The organism is Vibrio marisflavi CECT 7928 (genome assembly GCF_921294215.1).
In the GTDB taxonomy this organism is placed as follows: Bacteria; Pseudomonadota; Gammaproteobacteria; order Enterobacterales; family Vibrionaceae; genus Vibrio; species Vibrio marisflavi.
In genome coordinates this window covers 438,692-459,180 of the sequence record NZ_CAKLDM010000001.1, presented here as the reverse complement: position 1 = coordinate 459,180, position 20,489 = coordinate 438,692, and the positions used below count along the sequence as shown (strand labels likewise).

15 protein-coding genes are annotated in these 20,489 nt (G+C 43.0%); 5 read left to right on the top strand and 10 right to left on the bottom strand.

All coding sequences use genetic code 11. The annotated features are described in order from the left end of the window. Positions 1-522 precede the first annotated feature (522 nt). The 4 genes from zwf to L7A31_RS02085 all read left to right on the top strand — a co-directional run bounded on the left by zwf (position 523) and on the right by L7A31_RS02085 (position 4,645). Complete coding sequence (gene zwf, locus L7A31_RS02100) at positions 523-2,025, top strand: glucose-6-phosphate dehydrogenase (protein ID WP_237359836.1); 1,503 nt, start codon at positions 523-525, stop codon at positions 2,023-2,025. Next, positions 2,022-2,738, top strand: coding sequence for a 6-phosphogluconolactonase (pgl, locus tag L7A31_RS02095; RefSeq protein ID WP_237359835.1), 717 nt, complete (start codon positions 2,022-2,024; stop codon positions 2,736-2,738). Before zwf ends, pgl begins: the two co-directional genes overlap by 4 nt. A 21-nt stretch (positions 2,739-2,759) precedes the next feature. Beyond that, a complete protein-coding gene (gnd, locus tag L7A31_RS02090) occupies positions 2,760-4,208 on the top strand; it encodes a decarboxylating NADP(+)-dependent phosphogluconate dehydrogenase (protein ID WP_237359834.1) in 1,449 nt (482 codons plus the stop codon). Between the two features lie 269 nt (positions 4,209-4,477). Continuing rightward, positions 4,478-4,645 (top strand): hypothetical protein, encoded by a 168-nt coding sequence (locus tag L7A31_RS02085; RefSeq protein ID WP_237359833.1) that lies wholly within the window; start codon positions 4,478-4,480, stop codon positions 4,643-4,645. Between the two features lie 77 nt (positions 4,646-4,722). Here L7A31_RS02085 and L7A31_RS02080 read toward each other — a convergent pair whose 3' ends face one another. From L7A31_RS02080 to L7A31_RS02040, 9 genes are all read right to left on the bottom strand, one after another. Then, positions 4,723-6,795: a sensor histidine kinase gene (locus L7A31_RS02080; protein ID WP_237359832.1), complete on the bottom strand. Its 2,073-nt coding sequence runs from the start codon at positions 6,793-6,795 to the stop codon at positions 4,723-4,725. A gap of 13 nt (positions 6,796-6,808) precedes the next feature. Continuing rightward, the gene (locus L7A31_RS02075; RefSeq protein ID WP_237359831.1) at positions 6,809-7,816 is read right to left on the bottom strand and encodes an ABC transporter substrate-binding protein; all 1,008 of its coding nucleotides are present in this window, start codon (positions 7,814-7,816) and stop codon (positions 6,809-6,811) included. Between the two features lie 132 nt (positions 7,817-7,948). Beyond that, the gene (locus L7A31_RS02070) at positions 7,949-8,686 is read right to left on the bottom strand and encodes an SDR family NAD(P)-dependent oxidoreductase (protein WP_237359830.1); all 738 of its coding nucleotides are present in this window, start codon (positions 8,684-8,686) and stop codon (positions 7,949-7,951) included. A 96-nt stretch (positions 8,687-8,782) separates the two neighbouring features. Continuing rightward, on the bottom strand, positions 8,783-10,234 hold the full coding sequence (locus L7A31_RS02065) for a sugar porter family MFS transporter (protein ID WP_290368743.1): 1,452 nt from the start codon (positions 10,232-10,234) through the stop codon (positions 8,783-8,785). A 152-nt stretch (positions 10,235-10,386) separates the two neighbouring features. Further along, a complete protein-coding gene (gene xylA / locus L7A31_RS02060) occupies positions 10,387-11,706 on the bottom strand; it encodes a xylose isomerase (RefSeq protein WP_237359828.1) in 1,320 nt (439 codons plus the stop codon). 307 nt (positions 11,707-12,013) lie between these two features. Continuing rightward, positions 12,014-13,186, bottom strand: coding sequence for a XylR family transcriptional regulator (locus tag L7A31_RS02055; protein WP_237359827.1), 1,173 nt, complete (start codon positions 13,184-13,186; stop codon positions 12,014-12,016). Positions 13,187-13,366: 180 nt separating this feature from the next. Then, on the bottom strand, positions 13,367-14,818 hold the full coding sequence (xylB, locus tag L7A31_RS02050) for a xylulokinase (RefSeq protein WP_237359826.1): 1,452 nt from the start codon (positions 14,816-14,818) through the stop codon (positions 13,367-13,369). A 146-nt stretch (positions 14,819-14,964) separates the two neighbouring features. Next, positions 14,965-15,495 carry a heme utilization protein HutZ gene (gene hutZ, locus L7A31_RS02045; RefSeq protein ID WP_237359825.1) on the bottom strand — a complete coding sequence of 177 codons (531 nt, stop codon included), beginning with the start codon at positions 15,493-15,495 and terminating at the stop codon, positions 14,965-14,967. Positions 15,496-15,641: 146 nt separating this feature from the next. Beyond that, the gene (locus L7A31_RS02040) at positions 15,642-17,498 is read right to left on the bottom strand and encodes a DEAD/DEAH box helicase (RefSeq protein ID WP_237359824.1); all 1,857 of its coding nucleotides are present in this window, start codon (positions 17,496-17,498) and stop codon (positions 15,642-15,644) included. A 452-nt stretch (positions 17,499-17,950) separates the two neighbouring features. Between L7A31_RS02040 and rnb the strand changes: the two genes are divergently transcribed. Beyond that, positions 17,951-19,954: an exoribonuclease II gene (gene rnb, locus L7A31_RS02035; protein WP_237360734.1), complete on the top strand. Its 2,004-nt coding sequence runs from the start codon at positions 17,951-17,953 to the stop codon at positions 19,952-19,954. A gap of 78 nt (positions 19,955-20,032) precedes the next feature. On the opposite strand, the gene L7A31_RS02030 is transcribed toward rnb, so the two are convergent. After that, positions 20,033-20,386 carry a DUF3024 domain-containing protein gene (locus tag L7A31_RS02030; RefSeq protein WP_237359823.1) on the bottom strand — a complete coding sequence of 118 codons (354 nt, stop codon included), beginning with the start codon at positions 20,384-20,386 and terminating at the stop codon, positions 20,033-20,035. Between the last annotated feature and the right edge of the window lie 103 nt (positions 20,387-20,489).

Genomic DNA, 20,489 nt, shown 5'->3' with positions numbered 1-20,489 from the left:
GCCGGATGTTTGAATTCCAGCGCTATTATTAGACGGCAAGCATATAGTGAATCGCTTTAGATGTATACCCTTAAGATATCTGCATATTGATCCAAAAAACGGACAACTTTCTCCCACAACATTCAACAAACTAATTTTTCGCAAACCATTCATTAACATCTTATCTTATTGATACATATAAAATTTAACTTATGAATAATTACTCTAAAGACCCTCTCCAAGCCAACTTTACAACTTACATATCAACAACTTAATCAAGTGTCATATGCAGTCAAGGCTACAATCTGAGTGTAATATTTAAATGTTTGCATTGTTAGGTATTGATGTAAGTCAAATTGTCATAGACAATACACCCCATGTTGAAAGTGATCTGTATCACCTGTTGCGTATCAAATTGGCAGTTCCATTTGAGAACCTAGCTGTATTGTTGCTCCAACAGATTAGTTGGCATTTTCTAATATCTAAAAACTCGCGCCTAATAATTGTGGCGCTTTACTTTAAGTCGCTCTCAAAGGAAAGATGATGGTAATACCCGAAAACAGCAGCATCGTTATCTTCGGTGCCTCTGGTGATCTGACTTACCGAAAGTTGATCCCCGCCCTATACCACTTATACGCTAGCAATCAGCTACCAAAATCTTTTGCAATTTTAGGCGTTAGTCGAACGGAATACAGTGATCAGTCATACCGAGATAAGCTAAAACAGTCTCTGTTGGAAATGGAGCAAACTGAGCCAGAAGCACTAGATAGCTTTATTCAGCACTTGCATTATCAGGCAATCAACACTTCCGACGTTCAAGACTACGCAAGACTCGCTACACGCCTCGACCAGTTATCAGATCAATACCAATTTGAAACTCGTAACACTCTTTTCTATTTAGCGACTCCTCCTAGTCTATATAGCGTTATCCCTGAAAGCTTAGCGGCACACGGTTTAAACGACGAATCAAATGGTTGGAAACGCCTAATTGTCGAAAAGCCTTTTGGCTATGATCTTGAATCAGCGAAAGAGCTGGATGAATCCATTCATACGCACTTCCAAGAACACCAAATTTACCGTATTGACCATTACCTAGGTAAAGAAACCGTTCAAAACCTTCTAGTATTCCGCTTCTCTAACGCGATGTTTGAACCGCTATGGAACAGAAATTACATTGAATACATCGAAATTACGGGTGCTGAGCACCTAGGGGTTGAGGAGCGAGGAGGATATTACGACGGCTCAGGCGCAGTTCGTGATATGTTCCAAAATCACCTACTCCAAGTACTGGCTATGGTAGGTATGGAACCACCAGCACAAATCAACGCAGATTCAATGCGTGATGAAGTTGCTAAAGTACTGCAATGCCTCAAACCGCTTGATGAGCATGACCTACGTAACAACCTTGTTCTTGGCCAATATACAGGCTCTGACGTACGTGGAGAGTTCTTGCAAGGTTACCGCGAAGAGCCAGGCGTAGCTGAAGACTCTCGTACTGAAACTTACGTTGGCTTGAAAGCTTACATCAACAACTGGCGTTGGAATGGTGTACCTTTCTATGTGCGTACAGGTAAACGCCTTCCGACTCGTGTAACTGAAGTTGTTATTCACTTCAAACGTACTCCTCATCCAGTATTCGGTTTAGATGCGCCAGAGAACAAACTGATTATTCGTATTCAGCCAGACGAAGGAATTCAAATGAGCTTTGGCTTGAAAGAACCAGGTGCTGGCTTCAAAGCAAAAGAAGTGAAAATGAACTTCCACTATGCGTCTCTTGAAGAAACGCAGATGCTGACTGCATACGAAAGACTGCTTCATGATGCGCTAAATGGCGATGCAACATTGTTTGCACGTACTGATGCCGTTGAAGCCTGCTGGCAATATGTACAGCCAATTTTGGACTTTAAACAAGACCCTCAAGCGCTATTTGGTTACGCTTGTGGCACATGGGGACCAAAAGAATCCGATCAATTACTTGAACGTGATGGCCGAGCTTGGCGCTTCCCTTGTAAAAACTTAACAGATACGGACTACTGTGAATTATGATCAACCATAAGATTTTCGATACACCGGAACAAGTTGTAGAAAGCCTTGCTAACGATTTAAAACAAATCAGCGAGCAGGAAACTCCAGCGCATATCTCTCTGTCAGGTGGTAGTACACCTAAAATGTTATTTAAGCGCCTTGCTAAAGAAGACTACGCGAAGTCTATCAATTGGCAAAACCTACACTTTTGGTGGGGCGACGAACGCTGCGTAGCACCTGACGATGAACAAAGTAACTACGGTGAAGCAAAAGCCTTGTTATTCGATCACATCGAAATTCCAGCAGAAAATATCCATCGTATTCTTGGTGAAAACGACCCAGAATCTGAAGCTGAGCGCTTTGCTTCAGAAATGACGCAAGAAATACCAGTAGAAAATGGTACGCCTGTATTTGACTGGATCTTGCTAGGTGTTGGTGCAGATGGTCATACAGCCTCTCTTTTCCCAAACAAAACTAATTACGATGAGCCAAAACTGGCCATTACCGCGATTCAACCAGAATCTGGTCAAATTCGCGTATCAAAATCTGCACGAGTACTAGAAGCGGCAAAACGCATCAGCTACTTAGTTCTTGGCAGCGGTAAAGTTGATATCGTAAAAGAAATTCATACTACTCCAGCCAGCGAGCTGCCTTATCCTGCAGCGAAAATTCGCTCTACGAATGGCGAAACAGAGTGGTACCTTGATTTAAACGCAGCAAGTAAAATTGCCTAAAAGATTTAACGGAGACACACAATGAAAGGTGATATCGGTGTTATTGGCCTAGCAGTAATGGGTCAAAACCTAATCCTAAACATGAACGACCATGGCTTTAAAGTGGTTGCTCACAACCGAACTGCTGCAAAAGTAGATGAGTTCTTAGAAGGACCAGCAAAAGACACTAACATCGTGGGCGCATACTCACTAGAAGAACTAGTAGAGAAGCTAGAAAAGCCACGTAAAGTAATGCTAATGGTTCGTGCGGGCGCGGTTGTAGATACGTTTATCGAAAACCTAGTACCACTTCTAGACGAAGGTGACATCATCATTGATGGTGGTAACACTAACTACCCAGACACCAACCGCCGCGTTGCTTCTCTAAAAGAGAAAGGCATTCACTTCATCGGTACTGGTGTATCAGGTGGTGAAGAAGGCGCTCGTTTTGGGCCTTCAATCATGCCAGGTGGTTCTCCAGAAGCATGGCCAGCAGTTAAGCCGATCTTCCAAGCTATCTCTGCTAAAACAGATGAAGGCGAACCTTGTTGTGATTGGGTTGGTAACGACGGTGCTGGACACTTCGTTAAAATGGTTCACAACGGCATCGAATACGGTGACATGCAGTTAATCACTGAAGCATACCAGTTCATGAAAGACGGCTTAGGTATGTCTGCAGACGAGATGCAAGCAGTATTTGCTGATTGGAACAAGACAGAACTAGACAGCTACCTAGTTGAAATCACAGCTGACATCTTAGGCTACAAAGACGAAGATGGTGAAGCACTTGTAGAGAAAATCCTAGATACTGCTGGACAAAAAGGTACTGGTAAATGGACTGGTATCAACGCGCTAGACCTAGGTATCCCACTTACTCTAATCTCTGAGTCTGTATTCTCTCGTTGCCTGTCAGCTCTAAAAGAACAGCGTGTCGAAGCAGAATCACTATTTGGTAAGACAATCACTCCAGTTGAAGGTGACAAGCAAGAGTGGGTTGACGCACTTCGTCAAGCTCTACTAGCATCAAAGATCATCTCTTACGCTCAAGGTTTCATGCTAATGCGTGAAGCATCAAACGAGAACGGCTGGGACCTAAACTACGGTAACGTTGCACTTATGTGGCGTGGTGGTTGTATCATCCGCTCTGCATTCCTAGGTAACATCCGTGATGCGTACGAAGCGAACCCAGACATTGCTTTCCTTGGTTCTGATGACTACTTCAAAGGCATCCTACAGAACAGCCTAAGCGCATGGCGTAAAGTGGCAGCTAAGTCTCTAGAAGCGGGTATCCCAATGCCTTGTACTATCTCGGCACTATCGTTCCTAGATGGTTACACTACAGCTCGCCTGCCAGCTAACCTACTTCAAGCTCAACGTGACTACTTCGGTGCTCACACTTATGAGCGTACTGACCGTCCGCGTGGTGAATTCTTCCACACTAACTGGACAGGTACAGGCGGTGACACTGCTTCAACAACGTATGACGTTTAAGTAGAAAGAACCTAGTTTGTATCGTGAGGCCTGCAGCGAAAGCTGCAGGCCTATTTTATTCTGTAGTGAATAAGGTGCTTTAGACCGTGGTAGTACATTAACTCCACTTTTTCCTCCTCCCTATTTAATCTAGATAATCCACCACGCATATTTTCAATCGAACCTCATAAGCCTCTAGGCTACGCCTACAATATTATTAGGGCGGACGATGTATGAACCGTTCTTTAGTCATACAGTGAGCAGGTGAGTTGAACAAAAGGTAAACAGTGATGATAACGAACAAATATTATGTTTTCGCACCAATGGGTAGTGATTTGGAACAATCAACCAAGAGTTACTCTCCATCTACTCAAGAGCAAACTCGGACAACAATGGTAAAACAAGCTCAAGAGCAAGGTGGTTACTTCGAAACCGAGAACGCGAAAGGTAATTCGTAATTGGCACCAATACCCAAGCAATATACTCTTTATTTTCGACACCAACTGTTTGGGTATTGGGCAACTTATTGGAAATATTAACCACTAATATTGCTAGGCATCGTAACTATAAAAGATGTCCCCTTCCCTAATTTACTTTCGCAGCTGATAGTTCCTTTCAAGTTCTGATGTACAATATTATAAACAAGGTGCATGCCCAAGCCTGTTCCGCCCGAGCCTCGCGTTGTGGTAAAGAATGGCTCAAATACGTGCTCTAAGTTTTCTGCGCTAATTCCATGCCCACGGTCTTGAACAACTATCTGCACTTGTTCGCCCATATCAATAACCTTAACTAAGATAACACCGCCAATAACGCCACTATAACCGTGAACTAGCGCGTTCAAAATCAAGTTATCAATGACTTGGGAAAGGTTGGTAGGATCACAGGTAACGAATACATTTTCCGGGCATTGGAAATCGATAGAAATACTATTTTCCTGTAATTTCGGCTTCAATGTCAGCACCATCAGCTCTAAGTGAGTGTGAAGATCAAATCGCTGAATATGTTCGTCAGACTGCGATACTGCTAACTGTTTAAAGCTAGTGATGATTTCAGATGCTCTTCGCAAATTAACTTGGAGAATATCGCCAGACTCTTCAATTTGATTGATGAAGGTAACCAAGCCGTGTTCCGATAATTTATCTTGCTGTAAGTCCTCCATTATTTGCTTGGATTCACCCGACAAAAAGGATGCCGCAGTAACACTAATACCTATCGGTGTATTGATTTCATGGGCTACACCGGCCACGAGTCTGCCTAATGACGCCATTTTTTCTTGTGTGATCAACTGTTGTTGTGCTTGCTTAAGTTCAACAATCGATTGTTTGAGTTCTTCTGTTCTATCGGCAACTCTTTGTTCAAGCTCAGCGTTGAGCTCTCTCACCTCTTTTTCAGCGGCTTCAAGTTTGGCAACAGATTCCTCTAAATCAACCATTGTGTTTTTTGTTCGCTCAGCCATCTGGTTGAAGGACTCGGCTAACACCTCAATCTCATCGTTTGATTTTATTTCTAGCTTTTCAAATTCATCCCCAGCTTTATATTTCGCTACTGAAACGGTTAACTTTTTTAACTTCGCTGAAATTATTTGAGTAAGAAGAAAGGAAAATATAACTACCACACCGACTATACCTGTGGCTAACCATATTGCCCTACTCTGCTGTTTCATGATTGGGGCATCAAACACATCTTGGGGTTGAGCTCCAACTAGCTTCCAAGGAAGGTAATTTAGGTGCTTGACGACAACATAGTTTTCAGCCGTTCTATTAATATCGTGCAGTGAGGTCAGTTTGGTTTCAAACATAGCTTCAGAGTCTGAATTATTCAGCTGTGTTTGGAATTCATTGAGCGCAACAATTGGGCTCACTTCCTTGGTCGAGTAAATTTTATTTTGTTGAAGCAGTTCTGCTAACTCCGCGGGCCTTAAGTTGATCAATGACTTAAAAGCAAGCTCTGGTAATACACTATGCGCCAATCGAATGTTGTTTTCGTCAAGAAGCATGAAGTAAGGTGAAGAACCATTTGAAGATCTACTACTTATTGAGTTGGTCACCGCGGCAGCATTGTACCGCAACCGAATAATGCCTATCTCTTTCCCTCTAAAGCGAACAATTGCACAGAAGTTAATAATGCTTACGCCAGGAAAGTATTTTGAAAAAGTAATCCCAGAGACTGATGGAAAACGAGTGTGAGTGACCGCCCGATAACATTGTGAAGATGACTCACTTTGACCTACGTTTGGGCGATAAGAATCTAGCAACACTTTCCCACTCATATCCATCAGCGCGTACGATAAGATGTTGACGTGGTCTTGTCGGCTAAGTGAGATCAGTGTGTCTCTGGCCATTTTTCTTTTTTCAGGATTGTCAGGATCGACAAGGTAGGCTTTCAATGCTGGCAGTAGCGCTTCCGTTCGGACAACATCTAAATTACCAGCGATAAATTCATTTAAATTCTCGAAAACTCGATTGGTGACGTTCACTAAGCTTTGGTTCGAGTACTTAACCAAAGAGCTTTTTGTCTCCACTTGGTTATATACTTGCAAGATTATGATTGGCAGTACCGACACCAGTAAAAAAGCAAGTATATATTTAACCCGAATGGAGTATCTCATTACTTTTTGTTGCTTATTTTTCCGTTAGAATGATTTGGCTGATCAGTTTGTTGACATCAGGTTTTCTCGACAAAGTCCCATTATTAATATAGAACTGGCTATAAATTTCCGCATTCAAATAAACCGAGTTTGGGTTGTTTTTATCAAACACATGCTGATTATCTTTTACGGTTAAAAGCTTAATACCATCTAAGAAAATATCATCTTCCGTGATATTCAAACTCTTGATTAATAGCTCTTTAGTCTTATCAGGGTTGCTGAGCCAATATTCAATTGCACGATCACAAGCACGAATAAACGCTTTCACATCTTCAGGCCTTTCATCCACGATTTTTCCTTGAAAGGTAATCACGTCAACAATCAAACCAGGTGTTTGTTTACTGGTAAAAATGACCTTACCGCCTTCCTTTACTGCTCGTGATATATAAGGTTCCCACGTATGCCCTGCATCGATTTCTTTGGTTTTAATCCGCTCATAAACTTGGTTAGCATCAGCGTTAACAATTGTGACATCGTCACTTGTTAATCCAGCAGTCTTTAGCATTTCAATAACGAAAACTTCCCCAAAACCATCTAGCGCAGCACCAATTGACTTACCTTTGAGCTCCTTAATACTGTTTATCCCCGCACGAGCGACTACGGCATCTCCACCAACAGAGTCATCAATGGCATATACAACACGTACATCTGCATCGGGATATTTGCCACTAGCGCTCACAATGCTGCCAAGTGGAAGAGCTAAAGCGTCGTATTTCTGCGCATAGAATTCAGATATTTGCGGAAGTTGGTCTTCAGAAAAGTGGGTTTCTACATTGATACCTTCATCTTTGAAAAAACCCATTTCTTGCGCGATTGTGATTGGATAATAACCCGGCCACAAGTTGTGTGACACTACGATTTTGTTATCGGTCGTTTGGGCTGGAGTTTGAACCGTTTTCTGGGGAGTTTTTTGCATGACCATTGCGCCAATGATCCCAAGTATCACAACCACAATTACCACGCTTAACAGTTTCTTATTCATCCATGAACCCTCTATCTCTCACACTTATTTGAGCTTAGACGACCCCTGCCCATCGTCAAATGGGCAGGTAACAAACTAATTAGATTTCACCAACTAATAATGGGGCGTTTATTCTAAGCAGTGTTAGCCTAGTTAAGTTAAAGATAAACCGCCATCGACTACTAATGTATGACCAACAATATATCTAGCTTTGTCAGACAGTAAAAACATTATCGCTTCCACAACTTCATCAACTTCCGCAAACCGGTTCGCAGGTACGACTTTACAGACTTGCTCTTTGATATTTGGTTCAGTTTGCTGCTTCTCCTCCCACCTAGGAGTCCAAGTGACACCGGGAGCGACTGAGTTGACTCTTATTCCCATTTTTATTGCGTCAACAGCAATGGAGCGAGTCAACCCTTCGATAGCATGCTTGGATGCCGAATACATTGCGGCACTTGGAGTCGGACGCAAACCATTGACCGACGATATATTCACGATACAAGATCCACTACGCATGAGATTCAGTTGATATTTAAGGCATAATGCATGAGCCCAAAAGTCATTGTCCAACGTACTTCTAAGGTCTTCCACCGAAACTTGAACAAAGCTACCACCTGAAGCAAGGCTAGGAGAAGCATTATTGACAGCTACATCTAGTTTTCCGTATTTTTTCTCAACGTAATCAAAAGCCTCTTTCAATAACCGTTCATTCTTTATATCTAAAGGCATATATTCAACCGAAGCTAGCTCTGGATAGGTTTCGACAACGTGAGCCCATACATCTGGATTTCTTGAACAAGTAATCACTTTCATTCCTTGCGCATTCAATCTTTTTACCGTTTCTAAACCAATTCCTTTACTTCCCCCAGTTACAAACGCGACTGTCATAACATTCTCCCTTATATGTACGTTGAGCATCTATGCTATATAAAAAAGCCATTGCTGTTCAAAGCATTGGCTCTCAGTTAAGCAATGTAATACCTGCTATTTACCAAGGGATGCTTGATAGCTCGGACTCGTAGCTTGTGGTTTGCGCTCCCAAATCTGCTCAAGCTCTTCTAGAGATTTCCCTTTGGTTTCTGGCACCCATTTTGCGACGAAGAAAATGGTCACAATGCCAAATGCACCATATAACCAGAATGGAAAACCACCGTGATACGCTTGGTAAACATAGGAAGACTTAGCATTCATCATTGGGAAGGTTTGTGACACTAAATAGTTTGCAACCCACTGCGCAAACACGGCAATCGACAGCGCCTTCGCACGAACTTTGTTAGGGAAAATTTCAGACAGCAGCACCCAAGTTACTGGCCCCAGCGATAAAGCAAAGGCTGCGATATAGCCCAGAACAAAAACAACCAAGTAACCACTTACCGCATCAAGGTACGCCGCTGTCCCGATGGCAAACATTGAGAGAGACATGATAGCAGCTCCCACCATCATCAGAGGCTTTCGCCCGAATTTGTCTACAGTAAAAATCGCTATTACTGTAAACAGCAAATTGACAGCTCCAACAAGAATGGTCTCAAACATTGCGACGTCTGTGCCTGAAGAAGCCAAGCTCTTAAAAATAACTGGCGCATAATATAAGAAGACGTTTATGCCTGTGATTTGCTGCAAAACACTAAGTGCAATACCAATGAACAGGACGCCAGCAAAGCCCGCTTTTCTGATACTCACTTTTTCTTTGCTTGTTGACGTTAAAGATTGCTCGATTTCTTGCCACTGCTCGTCAATATCCTTACCTTTGTTAATTTGACGCAGCAGGTCTTTCGCCTCGCTCTCTCGCCCTTTCATCGCCAACCAACGAGGTGTATCTGGGATAAACAGTAGTAGACCCAAAAATAGAGCCGCAGGGACAACACCGCTTGCAAACATCCAACGCCAACCAATACTGTGCAGCCACGCGTCATCACCCATTAAGGCAATACCGTAGTTTACAAAATAGATAAGTAACATACCGAAGATAATCGCGAACTGGTTACAAGATACTAGCGCGCCGCGTTTTTTCGGTGGTGCAATTTCTGCAATAAACATAGGTGACACCATCGATGCAATACCAACTCCAATACCACCAACGATTCTAAAGAAAACAAAAGACTCGAATGGGAACGGCATCGCTGTACCGACAGCTGAAACAAAGAACGCTGCCGCTGCCATTAGTAAAGTACCTTTTCGGCCATATTTCGTGCTTAATCCACCAGCGATAATGGCACCAATTACACAACCAATAAGCGCTGAAGATGCGCCAAAACCGAGTTCTGCTGGCGATAAATGGAAGTAAACTTGTAGTGATTCAGCAGCGCCCGCAACGACTGCTGTGTCATAACCGAATAGTAAGCCGCCTAGTGCTGCAACCATGGTTATTAACATTAGATTAGTAGACGTTCTCATGTAATTTGCCCCTTTAGAATTGTTTGTTGTATTTTCTTCAATTCACGTTGCGAGCAGTATTATGTAATCCGTCATTATGATTATTAAAACAGCTATGTGTGATTTTGGTCCGGCTTTATTTTTCAGCTTAAGGTTTCAAAAATTAGGCATAAAAAAAGGATGGCGAACCATCCTTTTTAGGTTGTTTAAGCTAGTTAGCTATAAATAACTTGGTTAACAAAGTTTTCTAACGACTCTTGCCCACCAGTGACTTCTTTTGGATTCACGTCGTTTTCAAGTGCATAGTTCGCGATATCTTCTAGAGAGAAGTTTTTGTTTAGGATCTTCGAACCAAGCTCTCCATTCCAACCAGCATATCGCTCTGCAACCACTTTAGCTAAATGGTCATTTTCGATCATTTTCGCAGCGCGCTCTAGGGAAAGAGCCATAGTATCCATACCACCGATATGGCCTGTTAGCAGATCGTTCACATCTATAGACTGACGACGAACTTTGGCATCGAAGTTTAACCCTCCCGTCGTAAAACCACCCGCTTTTAGCACTTCATACATAATGAGGGTATTTTCTTCGACGCTGTTCGGGAACTGGTCAGTATCCCACCCAAGCTGAGCATCGCCTCGGTTAGCGTCAATTGAGCCAAATATACCTAACGAAATTGCAGTTGCTATCTCGTGTTGGAAACTATGACCCGCTAGAGTCGCGTGGTTTGCTTCGATGTTTACTTTAATTTCCTTCTCTAAGCCATACTGTTTCAAGAAGCCATACACGGTCGCAGTATCATAATCATACTGGTGCTTGGTTGGCTCTTGTGGCTTAGGCTCAATCAAAATGGTGCCTTTGAAACCAATCTTATGCTTATGCTCAACAACCAATTGCATCATACGACCAAGCTGCTCACGCTCTTGACGTAAATCTGTATTGAGTAGAGTTTCATAACCTTCACGACCACCCCAAAGTACATAGTTTTCACCGCCTAGACGCTTAGTCGCATTCATAGCGTTAAATACTTGAGTTGCTGCGTAAGCGAACACTTCTGGGTTAGGGTTGCTTGCCGCACCAGACATATAACGAGGGTTAGAGAACGCGTTTGCTGTACCCCAAAGCAGTTTCAGGCCTGTTTCTTCCTGCTTTTTCTCTAGGTAGTCAACCATAAAGCCAAAGTTTTCAATGTACTCTCTTAGGTTGCTGCCTTCTGGAGCCACATCTGTATCATGGAAGCAATAATAAGGCACACCAAGCTTACTAAAGAACTCAAATGCCGCATCCGCTTTGTTGGTAGCAATCTCCATTGGGTTGCTACCTTTTAGCCAGTTACGGTCATAAGTTGGATTGCCAAACGGGTCTGAGCCCACGCCTACAAAGTTGTGCCAATAACATGCAGCAAAACGTAGGTGTTCAGCCATGGTTTTGCCAAGGATAACCTTATCTGCATCATACGCTTTAAATGCAAATGGGTTTGTAGATTCTTTACCTTCGAATGTTACTTTTTCGACGCTGTTGAAATATTCAGTCATTATTGTCACCACTTTTCTATGTCAGTGGTGACATGCTAACTTTTATGAAATTTCCAACAATTACGATTTTTGCTATTGAATAGTGACCCGGTGTTTAATGTGCCGCGGCTCTCATTTTTTCTGTTTAATCGTATAGATGGTGCGTGAAATAAGCGGATTGTCTGGAGTAAAAAAGCTCGCTTCAAAGTTTGGTCGGTTCGGCAAGAAACCAACGTCTAAACAGAGGCCAGCATCTTTATTGTATTGAGCAGTATTTCGACCACGGACGTTTGGTTAAGAATAAACATGACATGGACTTAATGGCTCATTAAACAGACTCATGATCTTTTTCCCTATACTCTTTGGGCGTCATACCCAACTTCTTGGAAAACACGGAGTACATATATTGAGTAGAGGGATAACCAGAAAGCTCTGCAATTTCATCAATCGACTTATTTTTTGACTTTAAAAGCTGGCAAGCTTTTTTAAGACGAATAGTAAAAATCTGGTCGTGCACCGTCGTACCTAACTCACTTTTAAACAGTGCTTCTAATTTAGAACGAGACACGTTTAGTTCATCGAACACATGATAAGACTTGATACCTTTATTGACGTTTACACGAATAAAGTGGAGAGCTGTCATAATCAATGGATGGTTAATCGCATGAAAATCACTGCTCTGTCTTTCGTGTATCCTTAAAGGCCCGATCTTGGTCAGCTCAGATACATTGGTATTTTCTAGCAACATCTGGTGCAGTTTTTGTGCAGCAACATAACCTAATTCATTACCGTTTTGAGCTACGGAAGAGAGCGAGATTTTATTTAGGCTTCTTGCGATATCATCATTGTCGATACCGATCACGGCTACATTTTCCGGCACCAGTATTTCCATGTTTGCACAGGCTTGAATGATATGCCTTGCTCTTGCATCAGTTACAGAAACAATTCCCACCGGCTTGGGTAACTGCTGAACCCAGTCCGTCACCCTGTTCATGCAGAAATTCCAGTTTCTTGCTGTCGTATCAAAACCACGAAAAACAGAACTGTTATAGCCTCGCTCTTTGGTAATAGATATAAAAGCCTTTTCACGCTCTCTCGCCCAACGGTTGTACGAGCTTGGATTCGCACCATAGAACGCCAAGGAAGTGAGCCCTCTTTGGGTTAGGTGATCTACCGCCAATTCAATGATTGCTCTGTTATCTGTAGCAACATAAGGAAAGTGCGGATAATCTTTACGATGCTCATAAGAGCTGCCAATACCGACAATCGGAATTGTAGAACCAGCTAAAGTATCCGCAATATCCGGGTCGTCGAGATCCGCAATGATACCGTCTCCATACCAGTCATTAATCGACGACCTATCAATGAGGTAATCGTCTTCAACGTATACTTCCCAATCGACTTTGGTTGAAGAAATGAATTTGCCAACGCCTTCAAGGATCTCGCGGTCATAGATTTTGTTCGCGTTAAACAACAGTAGAATACGGTATATTTTGCTCATTTAGTTATCTTTCAGTTTGCACTCAGTGATTATTTAAGCGGATAAGCCTCAGGGATATAGCATTTTTTCTATCATAAGTTCTGTGATCGAGTGCTCAGCCACAACTCAATATATGCAATAGAAATAGAACCTTGGGCCTGTTCACCAATTCCAGCGAGCAGGCCATTCAATTGCTAAATATTAAAAAGAAAAGCCCTTTAGCCGACTATACAATTCATTGAACTTGCGTCGTTTGAACATGTATTGATTGTGCTTATCTGGCACAGGTTGGTAAGTTTGTACAAGAGAAGTAATCGGGCAGATAGAAGAAATGTCTTTTTCTGGTTTAACACCAACATGTGCCAATCTAGCGGCTCCTAATGCGGGGCCAACATCGCCACCAACACGGTACGATACTGCAATACCAAATATGTCTGCTAACATTTGACGCCAGAAGACAGAACGAGCGCCGCCACCAATAAGAGATATGTCGTTTGGAAAACCACTGGCCTCATGCAGTACATCCATACAATCTGCTAAAGCAAAACCTACCCCTTCAAGTATCGCTAGAGCCATTTGTTCGCGCGTCGTTGCTGGGGTTAAGCCGAAGAATGCACCTTTTGCCTGCGGGTCATTATGGGGAGTACGCTCACCACTTAAATAAGGTAAGAATAGGATTGACTCTGAGCTCTGGGCTTTCTCAGCCTCTTCTATCATCTCTTTAACATCAGCAAATTCTGCTGTTTTTGCAAACCAAGCTAAACAAGACGCTGCACTAAGCATCACGCTCATCGTGTGCCATTTGTTTGGGATAGCGTGACAAAACGAATGGAGTGCATTTTCAGGGTCTGACGTAAAGGTATCTGTCACAGAGAAATAAACCCCAGAAGTACCGAGAGATAGCATTGCCTGTCCTTGCTCAACAATACCAACGCCAATGGCACCTGCCGCATTGTCACCTGCACCAGCAACGATTGGAACACAAGGCATACCCCACTTGTTCGCCAACTCATTGCTAAGCAGCCCAGTAACCTCAGTACCTTCATATAACTGAGGCATATGTCGCTGTGTTAAGCCTGTTGCCGAGAGCATCTTATCGCTCCAACAACGGTTTTTTACATCTAACCAGCTAGTTCCTGCTGCATCAGACATGTCTGTCGCAAAATCTCCCGACATACGAAAACGAAGATAATCTTTTGGTAGTAACACCTTATCGATACGTGCGAAGTTTTCTGGCTCATTTCTTTTCACCCAAAGTAACTTAGGAGCTGTAAACCCTGACATCACCATATTGCCCGTAATATCGCGACAATTAGGAACCATTTCTTCTATTTCTAAGCACTCTTGCGCACTACGGCCATCATTCCACAAAATACATGGGCGAATAACCTCTCCATTGGCATCTATTAATGTCGCGCCATGCATCTGCCCGGACAGGCCGATAGAGATGATATTCGATAGGTCAACTTGCTCTTTTAAGCCTAGAACTGCCTTGTTTAACGCTGTCCACCAATGCTCAGGATTTTGCTCCGACCATAAATCTTTCGGGCGATAGACTCTTAAAGGTTCGGTTTTTGAAGCGACAATAATACCGCTTTCGTCCAATACAATGGCTTTGATTCCAGATGTGCCTAAATCGATTCCAATATACATCTTAAATACCTTCACGTTATATCATTTAAACTTAAGGTAATTTTCAAGACGGGTGACGGCAATTACGAAAATTGCCATTCACTAATGAAGAAATGTTTTTTGTGCGCTAGGTATTACCAGCGCCTTTACGCGGTACTAAGAGAAGACTAATGACTGCTGTTGCCACGACCTCGAACGGGTTGCGTAGAAACTAACTCCTCTCCCGTTAACTGATAAGCCTGGCCGAAGCCTTTAACAAAAAGGCCCTGATCCGGCTGAAACTGGATCAAGTTGAAGTCATTGAGCTGAGTCAGATCAGCTACGATGTCACCAAACCGCTCCATCATTTGTTTCACAACTTGTTGCCAAAGCTTAGTCTCACGTTGAACTCTAACCCCGGTTGCATCAAATGTTAATCGTTTACGCGCGTAGATTTGTTTCGCAGTAGCTTCATCTTCAATCATCATCATAGACACTTGAGAATTACTGCTAATATTTTGCGCGTGACGCGCCAGCAAAGAAATGAGAATGAAATAACCGAATTGATTACGTACAAACGGAGAATAACTCACATTCGGATTTCCTTGCTCGTCTACCGTTGCCAATTGGAGTGTTTTACATTGAGCGACGAAATCCTCAATTTCCGCCTCCAATATGCCTTGCAAACGCTCTTGCCGATCTTCATCCGATAAAGTCATAATTTCCTCTCCTTCCATGGTCAACGTAGATTGTAACGCCTTACACTCTAAAGTCTGTGAGTTTGGCTTAATTCAACAGTATCCACTGAAGTTGAGGTATAAAAAAGCCCCACCAAATGGCAGGGCTAGCAATTCAAATATTCGTATTAGCTTTCGAAGCTACGTGCACGGCTGTGGCCACGTTCGCCTCGGTGTGCGCCACGATTGTCACCGCCTTTGTTGCGATCGAAGCGACGCTCACGGTTACCACGGTTGCCATCACGTCCACCACGGAAGTTTCCGTCGCGGCTACCACGATGGCCACCATCTCTACGTCCACCATCACGGCGTCCACGAGACTCACGGAAGTCATCAAAGTCACACACTACCGCACCCACTTCTTTCTGACGAATACGCAGCTTACGAAGTTTGTTTGATGCTTCTGAGTTCATTGATTTTGGAAGCTGAACAAAAGTATGTCCTTGAGCAAGTTTAATTGCACCAATAGAACCTTTTGTTAGGCCAAGCTCATTAGCTAGAGCGCCAACGATATCTTTAACTTGTACACCTTGCTCACGGCCAACTTGTAGCTGATAAGTTTCCCAATCAGCGTTGTTGAAGTTGCGACGACCGCCATCACGACCATTTTCACGACGCTCTTTACGACGTTGCTTGTCACGCTCGATAGCTTCGATCATCGGATCTGGGCCAGTGTAGAACAATGGACGTTTACCTTGCTGGCGCTTCAGCAACATAGCAGCCAAAGTTGTCGTATCGATGTCTAGAGACTCTTGCAGCTTCTCGATAAGCTCAGCAAATTTATCAAGTGCTTTGTGCTCTTTCTCAGCTTCAAGCTCTGCGCCCAACTTAATCAAACGAGCTTCTGCAACTTTATCGCGAAGTGGAAGTTGAATTTCTTCCATAGATGATTTCGTTACGCGCTCAATTGTGCGAAGCATACGAATTTGGTTAGTGCGAACCAATAGGATCGCTTTACCTTTACGTCCAGCACGGCCCGTACGACCGATACGGTGGATGTATGACTCTACATCAAATGGGATATCGTAGTTAAATACGTGTGTAATACGTGGTACATCAAGACCACGAGCAACAACGTCTGTTGCTACTAGAATATCGATAACGCCTTGCTTGATATGGTCAACTACACGCTCACGTAGAGACTGAGGAATATCACCGTGTAGTGCCGCCGCTTTGAAGCCGCGAGCAGATAGCCAATCAGCTAAACGTTCAGTATCTTGACGAGTACGAACAAACACAATAGATGCGTCAGTTTCTTCCGTCTCTAAAAGACGAGTCATTGCTTCGTCTTTTTCTACACCTTTTACAACCCAGAACTGTTGTTCAACTTTATCGACAGTGTGGTTTTTACCAGCAACGTCAATGTGCTCAGGGTTACGCAAGAAGCGCTCAACAATGTTTTTAAGCATTGGAGGCATAGTTGCAGAAAATAGTACGCGTTGTGCTGACTCTGGTGCTTGTTCCATGATCCAAGTTACATCATCAACAAAGCCCATGTTCAACATTTCGTCTGCTTCATCAAGAACGAAAGTGTGGACTTCGTCTAGGTGTAGACGATCACGGTTAATCAGATCTTGAACACGACCAGGTGTACCAACAACGATGTGAGCACCAGATTTTAGTGCACGCATTTGGTCAACGATTGAAGCACCGCCGTAGATTTCTAGAACTTTCAATCCACGTACATTTTGACCAAGGTTCTTGATTTCCGCAGCAACCTGAATTGCAAGCTCACGAGTTGGAGCTAGTACAATCGCTTGAGGTTTACGCTGTTCAAGGTTTAGTTTATTTAGAAGAGGTAAAGAGAAAGCCGCAGTTTTACCTGTACCTGTCTGTGCTTTACCAAGAGCGTCCTTACCTTCTAGTAGGTGAGGTATAGCCGCAGCTTGAATAGGAGTTGGACTTGTAAATCCCATACCTTCTAGTGCTGAAAGAATAGAATCATTTAAAGCGAGTTCGCTGAATTGTATTGCAGTATCTTGCATTGGGTTCCCACTAATAACATTTAACAAAAGGTCCCACGTGCTCTACCAATTCCAATACCAATCCAAATTAGAGCTGAATCCATCCAGATGCGGATAAGTGTTAAAACGCATCAAGCGACTAGGGACTTACTTAGGGACGCGGATTATTCCCTAACTACACAAAAAAAGCCAGAAAAAATTGAATTTCATCACAAATATTACTCAGAAACGCTGAATCTGGCTATTAGTCACTCATTAACCATAATCAAATGATGGTTTTTGACATAAAAACGCTCAGTCAATATGTATTGTTTCACTAACGGAAACTTTGCTTCCGATAACTCTCACTGTCTTGTAGTGATAGGAACCTGCGCTTCTATATAGCTGAGCACTAGCAAAAGGTAGTCAAACTCTAGTAATAATGGACGGCAATGTTTATAGTGTCGTCAATTAAATACTGTAGACAAGAAACCATGTTCCAAGATAACCCTCTACTCGCTCAGCTAAAACAACAAATACAAGAAACCCTACCTAAGAAAGAAGGGACCATCAAAGCTACTGATAAAGGCTTTGGCTTTCTCGAAGTAGACAGTAAAACCAGCTTCTTTATCCCACCACCGTATATGAAAAAATGTATGCATGGTGACAAGGTCATCGCGATCATTCGCACAGAGAAAGAAAAAGAAGTAGCTGAACCAGAGGAACTTGTTGAACAAAGCCTGACTCGTTTCATCGGCCGTATCAAAATGTTCAAGGGCAAGCTCAATGTTACCCCTGATCACCCTCAGTTGAAAAAACAATCACTGAAAGCAAAAGTAAAAAAAGGTCTGAATCCAGAGCACTTCGCAGAAGGCGACTGGGTTGTTGCAAACCTGATTCGCCATCCTCTTAAAGGTGACAACTCATTTTTCGTTGAAGTTACGGAAAAAATCACTGACTCAGATGACAAGATCGCTCCATGGTGGGTAACGCTTGCTCAAAACGACCTGCCAAATAGCGAACCAGAAGGTATTGAAAACTGGGAACTAAAAGACGACGCCGATCTTGAGCGTGTTGATATGACACATGTTCCTTTCGTCACTATCGATGGTGAAAGCACTAAGGATATGGACGATGCGTTGTATGCAGAGACTACCGAATCTGGCGATATTAAACTAACCATCGCTATCGCTGATCCAACCGCTTACATCATGCCGGAAGACTCCATGGACAAAGTCGCTCGCGAACGCGGCTTTACTATCTATCTACCTGGCAGAAACATCCCGATGTTGCCAAGAGACCTTGCTGATGACAAGTGTTCACTACTAGAAAATGAAGAGCGCCCAGCTCTTTGCTGTACAGTGACCGTAGCAAAAGACGGTTCAATTCAAGAGGACATCAAGTTCTTCGCAGCAAATATCAAATCACATGCTCGCCTTGTGTACGATCACGTTTCAGACTGGCTTGAAACTGGCTCCTCTAATGATTTGCAGCCAAGCGAACAAATTGCGCAGGTCGTTAAAGATCTACATAAGCTATCTGAAGCTCGTTCTGCTTGGCGTGAAAAGAATGCTGTTGTGTTCCCAGATAGACCAGACTACCGTTTTGAGCTAAGTGAAGATAACGATGTTATTGCTATTCACGCAGATTTACGTCGCACTGCTAACCGACTAGTCGAAGAAGCAATGATCACTGCGAATATCTGTGCTGGGTCAGCACTAAAAGAAGCATTTGGCTGTGGCGTGTTTAACTGTCATTCAGGGTTTAAGCCTGAAAAATTGAAAGATATTATTGAGCTAATCAATCCTAATGGCGAGCTGCCGTTTACAGAAGAGAGCATTCAAACACTTGAAGGCTTCGCTGCGCTGCGCCGTTGGTTGAGCGTTCAAGATACTAGCTACCTTGACAACCGTATACGCAAATCTCAAGCATACAGTGAGATCAGCGCCGAACCGCTACCTCACTATGCGATGGGTTTGGATATCTACGCGACTTGGACTTCTCCAATTCGTAAATACGGTGACATGATTAACCATCGCATGTTGAAATCGATGATCATGGGTAAACCTGCTTCTCAAAAACCTGATGAAAGTGTTGGCGAAGAACTGGCTATCCATAAAAAACACCACAAGATTGCAGAGCGAAACGTTGCTGACTGGCTTTACGCTCGTACTTTAGCGAACGAGCCCGCAAATGGTACCAAATTCACCGGTGAGATCTTTGATATTAACCGAGCAGGCATGCGTATCCGCATTCTAGAAAATGGCGCTTCTGCCTTTATTCCTGGCTCATTGATTATCGACAACAAAGAGCGTATCGATATCAATCCGGACGAAGGCACAATTGCCATTGATAAAGAAGTGAATTACCGCTTAGGTGATACTCTTGAAGTTGTACTGAGCGAAGTAAACCAAGCAAATCGCAGCTTGGTTGCAAAACCTACGTATGTCTTCGCTGACAATGTTCAAAAAGCAGAAGAAGCTTCTGAGTCTAACTAAGTTCATATAAGTAAGACGAAAATAGGCCCTTGATTGGGCCTATTTTCGTTTTGGAATTGGTTAATTTGATATTGATGCTTACCAGAAAGATGCGTAGGGATCTTTTTCAATTTCTCGCATAATTGCAGTGAGGTCTTTGCTCTGTGATAAATGCGGGTATGGTAACCAGTGATCGCCAGCTTCATCAGAACGCGGAACAAGCAACAGCCAGCAATCACGACTTTCACTCCACTCGACTCTAGCAACTGAGCTCATGTAATCACAATGTGCAGAATCTAGTAGGTAGTGCTCGACAACAAACTCAACTCCATTATCAATCGTTTCAAAGTTTGATTTGCCGCCCAGCTCCACTGGAACACCCTGATTTCTATTCGAACAAACAATCAGTGCCCTGCTCTCTACTTGGCGCTGCAACATACTCACTAAACTCATAGGTAAGCCTCAATACTACTAGCCGCTATGTAGATTATGTACTAGAAATTGAATTTGCTGTACTTAAATTCACAAATTTGTAATCTATTAAGAATAGTATTCA

Excerpts from the sequence above, each read along its gene's own strand:
- xylA (WP_237359828.1), bottom strand. The coding sequence starts at position 11,706 with ATGACTGAATATTTCAACAGCGTCGAAAAAGTAACATTCGAAGGTAAA.
- L7A31_RS02080 (WP_237359832.1), bottom strand. The coding sequence starts at position 6,795 with ATGAGATACTCCATTCGGGTTAAATATATACTTGCTTTTTTACTGGTG.
- xylB (WP_237359826.1), bottom strand. The coding sequence starts at position 14,818 with ATGTATATTGGAATCGATTTAGGCACATCTGGAATCAAAGCCATTGTA.
- L7A31_RS02030 (WP_237359823.1), bottom strand. The coding sequence starts at position 20,386 with ATGAGTTTAGTGAGTATGTTGCAGCGCCAAGTAGAGAGCAGGGCACTG.
- L7A31_RS02075 (WP_237359831.1), bottom strand. The coding sequence starts at position 7,816 with ATGAATAAGAAACTGTTAAGCGTGGTAATTGTGGTTGTGATACTTGGG.
- rnb (WP_237360734.1), top strand. The coding sequence starts at position 17,951 with ATGTTCCAAGATAACCCTCTACTCGCTCAGCTAAAACAACAAATACAA.
- L7A31_RS02085 (WP_237359833.1), top strand. The coding sequence starts at position 4,478 with ATGATAACGAACAAATATTATGTTTTCGCACCAATGGGTAGTGATTTG.
- hutZ (WP_237359825.1), bottom strand. The coding sequence starts at position 15,495 with ATGACTTTATCGGATGAAGATCGGCAAGAGCGTTTGCAAGGCATATTG.
- L7A31_RS02055 (WP_237359827.1), bottom strand. The coding sequence starts at position 13,186 with ATGAGCAAAATATACCGTATTCTACTGTTGTTTAACGCGAACAAAATC.
- L7A31_RS02070 (WP_237359830.1), bottom strand. The coding sequence starts at position 8,686 with ATGACAGTCGCGTTTGTAACTGGGGGAAGTAAAGGAATTGGTTTAGAA.
- gnd (WP_237359834.1), top strand. The coding sequence starts at position 2,760 with ATGAAAGGTGATATCGGTGTTATTGGCCTAGCAGTAATGGGTCAAAAC.
- zwf (WP_237359836.1), top strand. The coding sequence starts at position 523 with ATGGTAATACCCGAAAACAGCAGCATCGTTATCTTCGGTGCCTCTGGT.
- L7A31_RS02040 (WP_237359824.1), bottom strand. The coding sequence starts at position 17,498 with ATGCAAGATACTGCAATACAATTCAGCGAACTCGCTTTAAATGATTCT.
- pgl (WP_237359835.1), top strand. The coding sequence starts at position 2,022 with ATGATCAACCATAAGATTTTCGATACACCGGAACAAGTTGTAGAAAGC.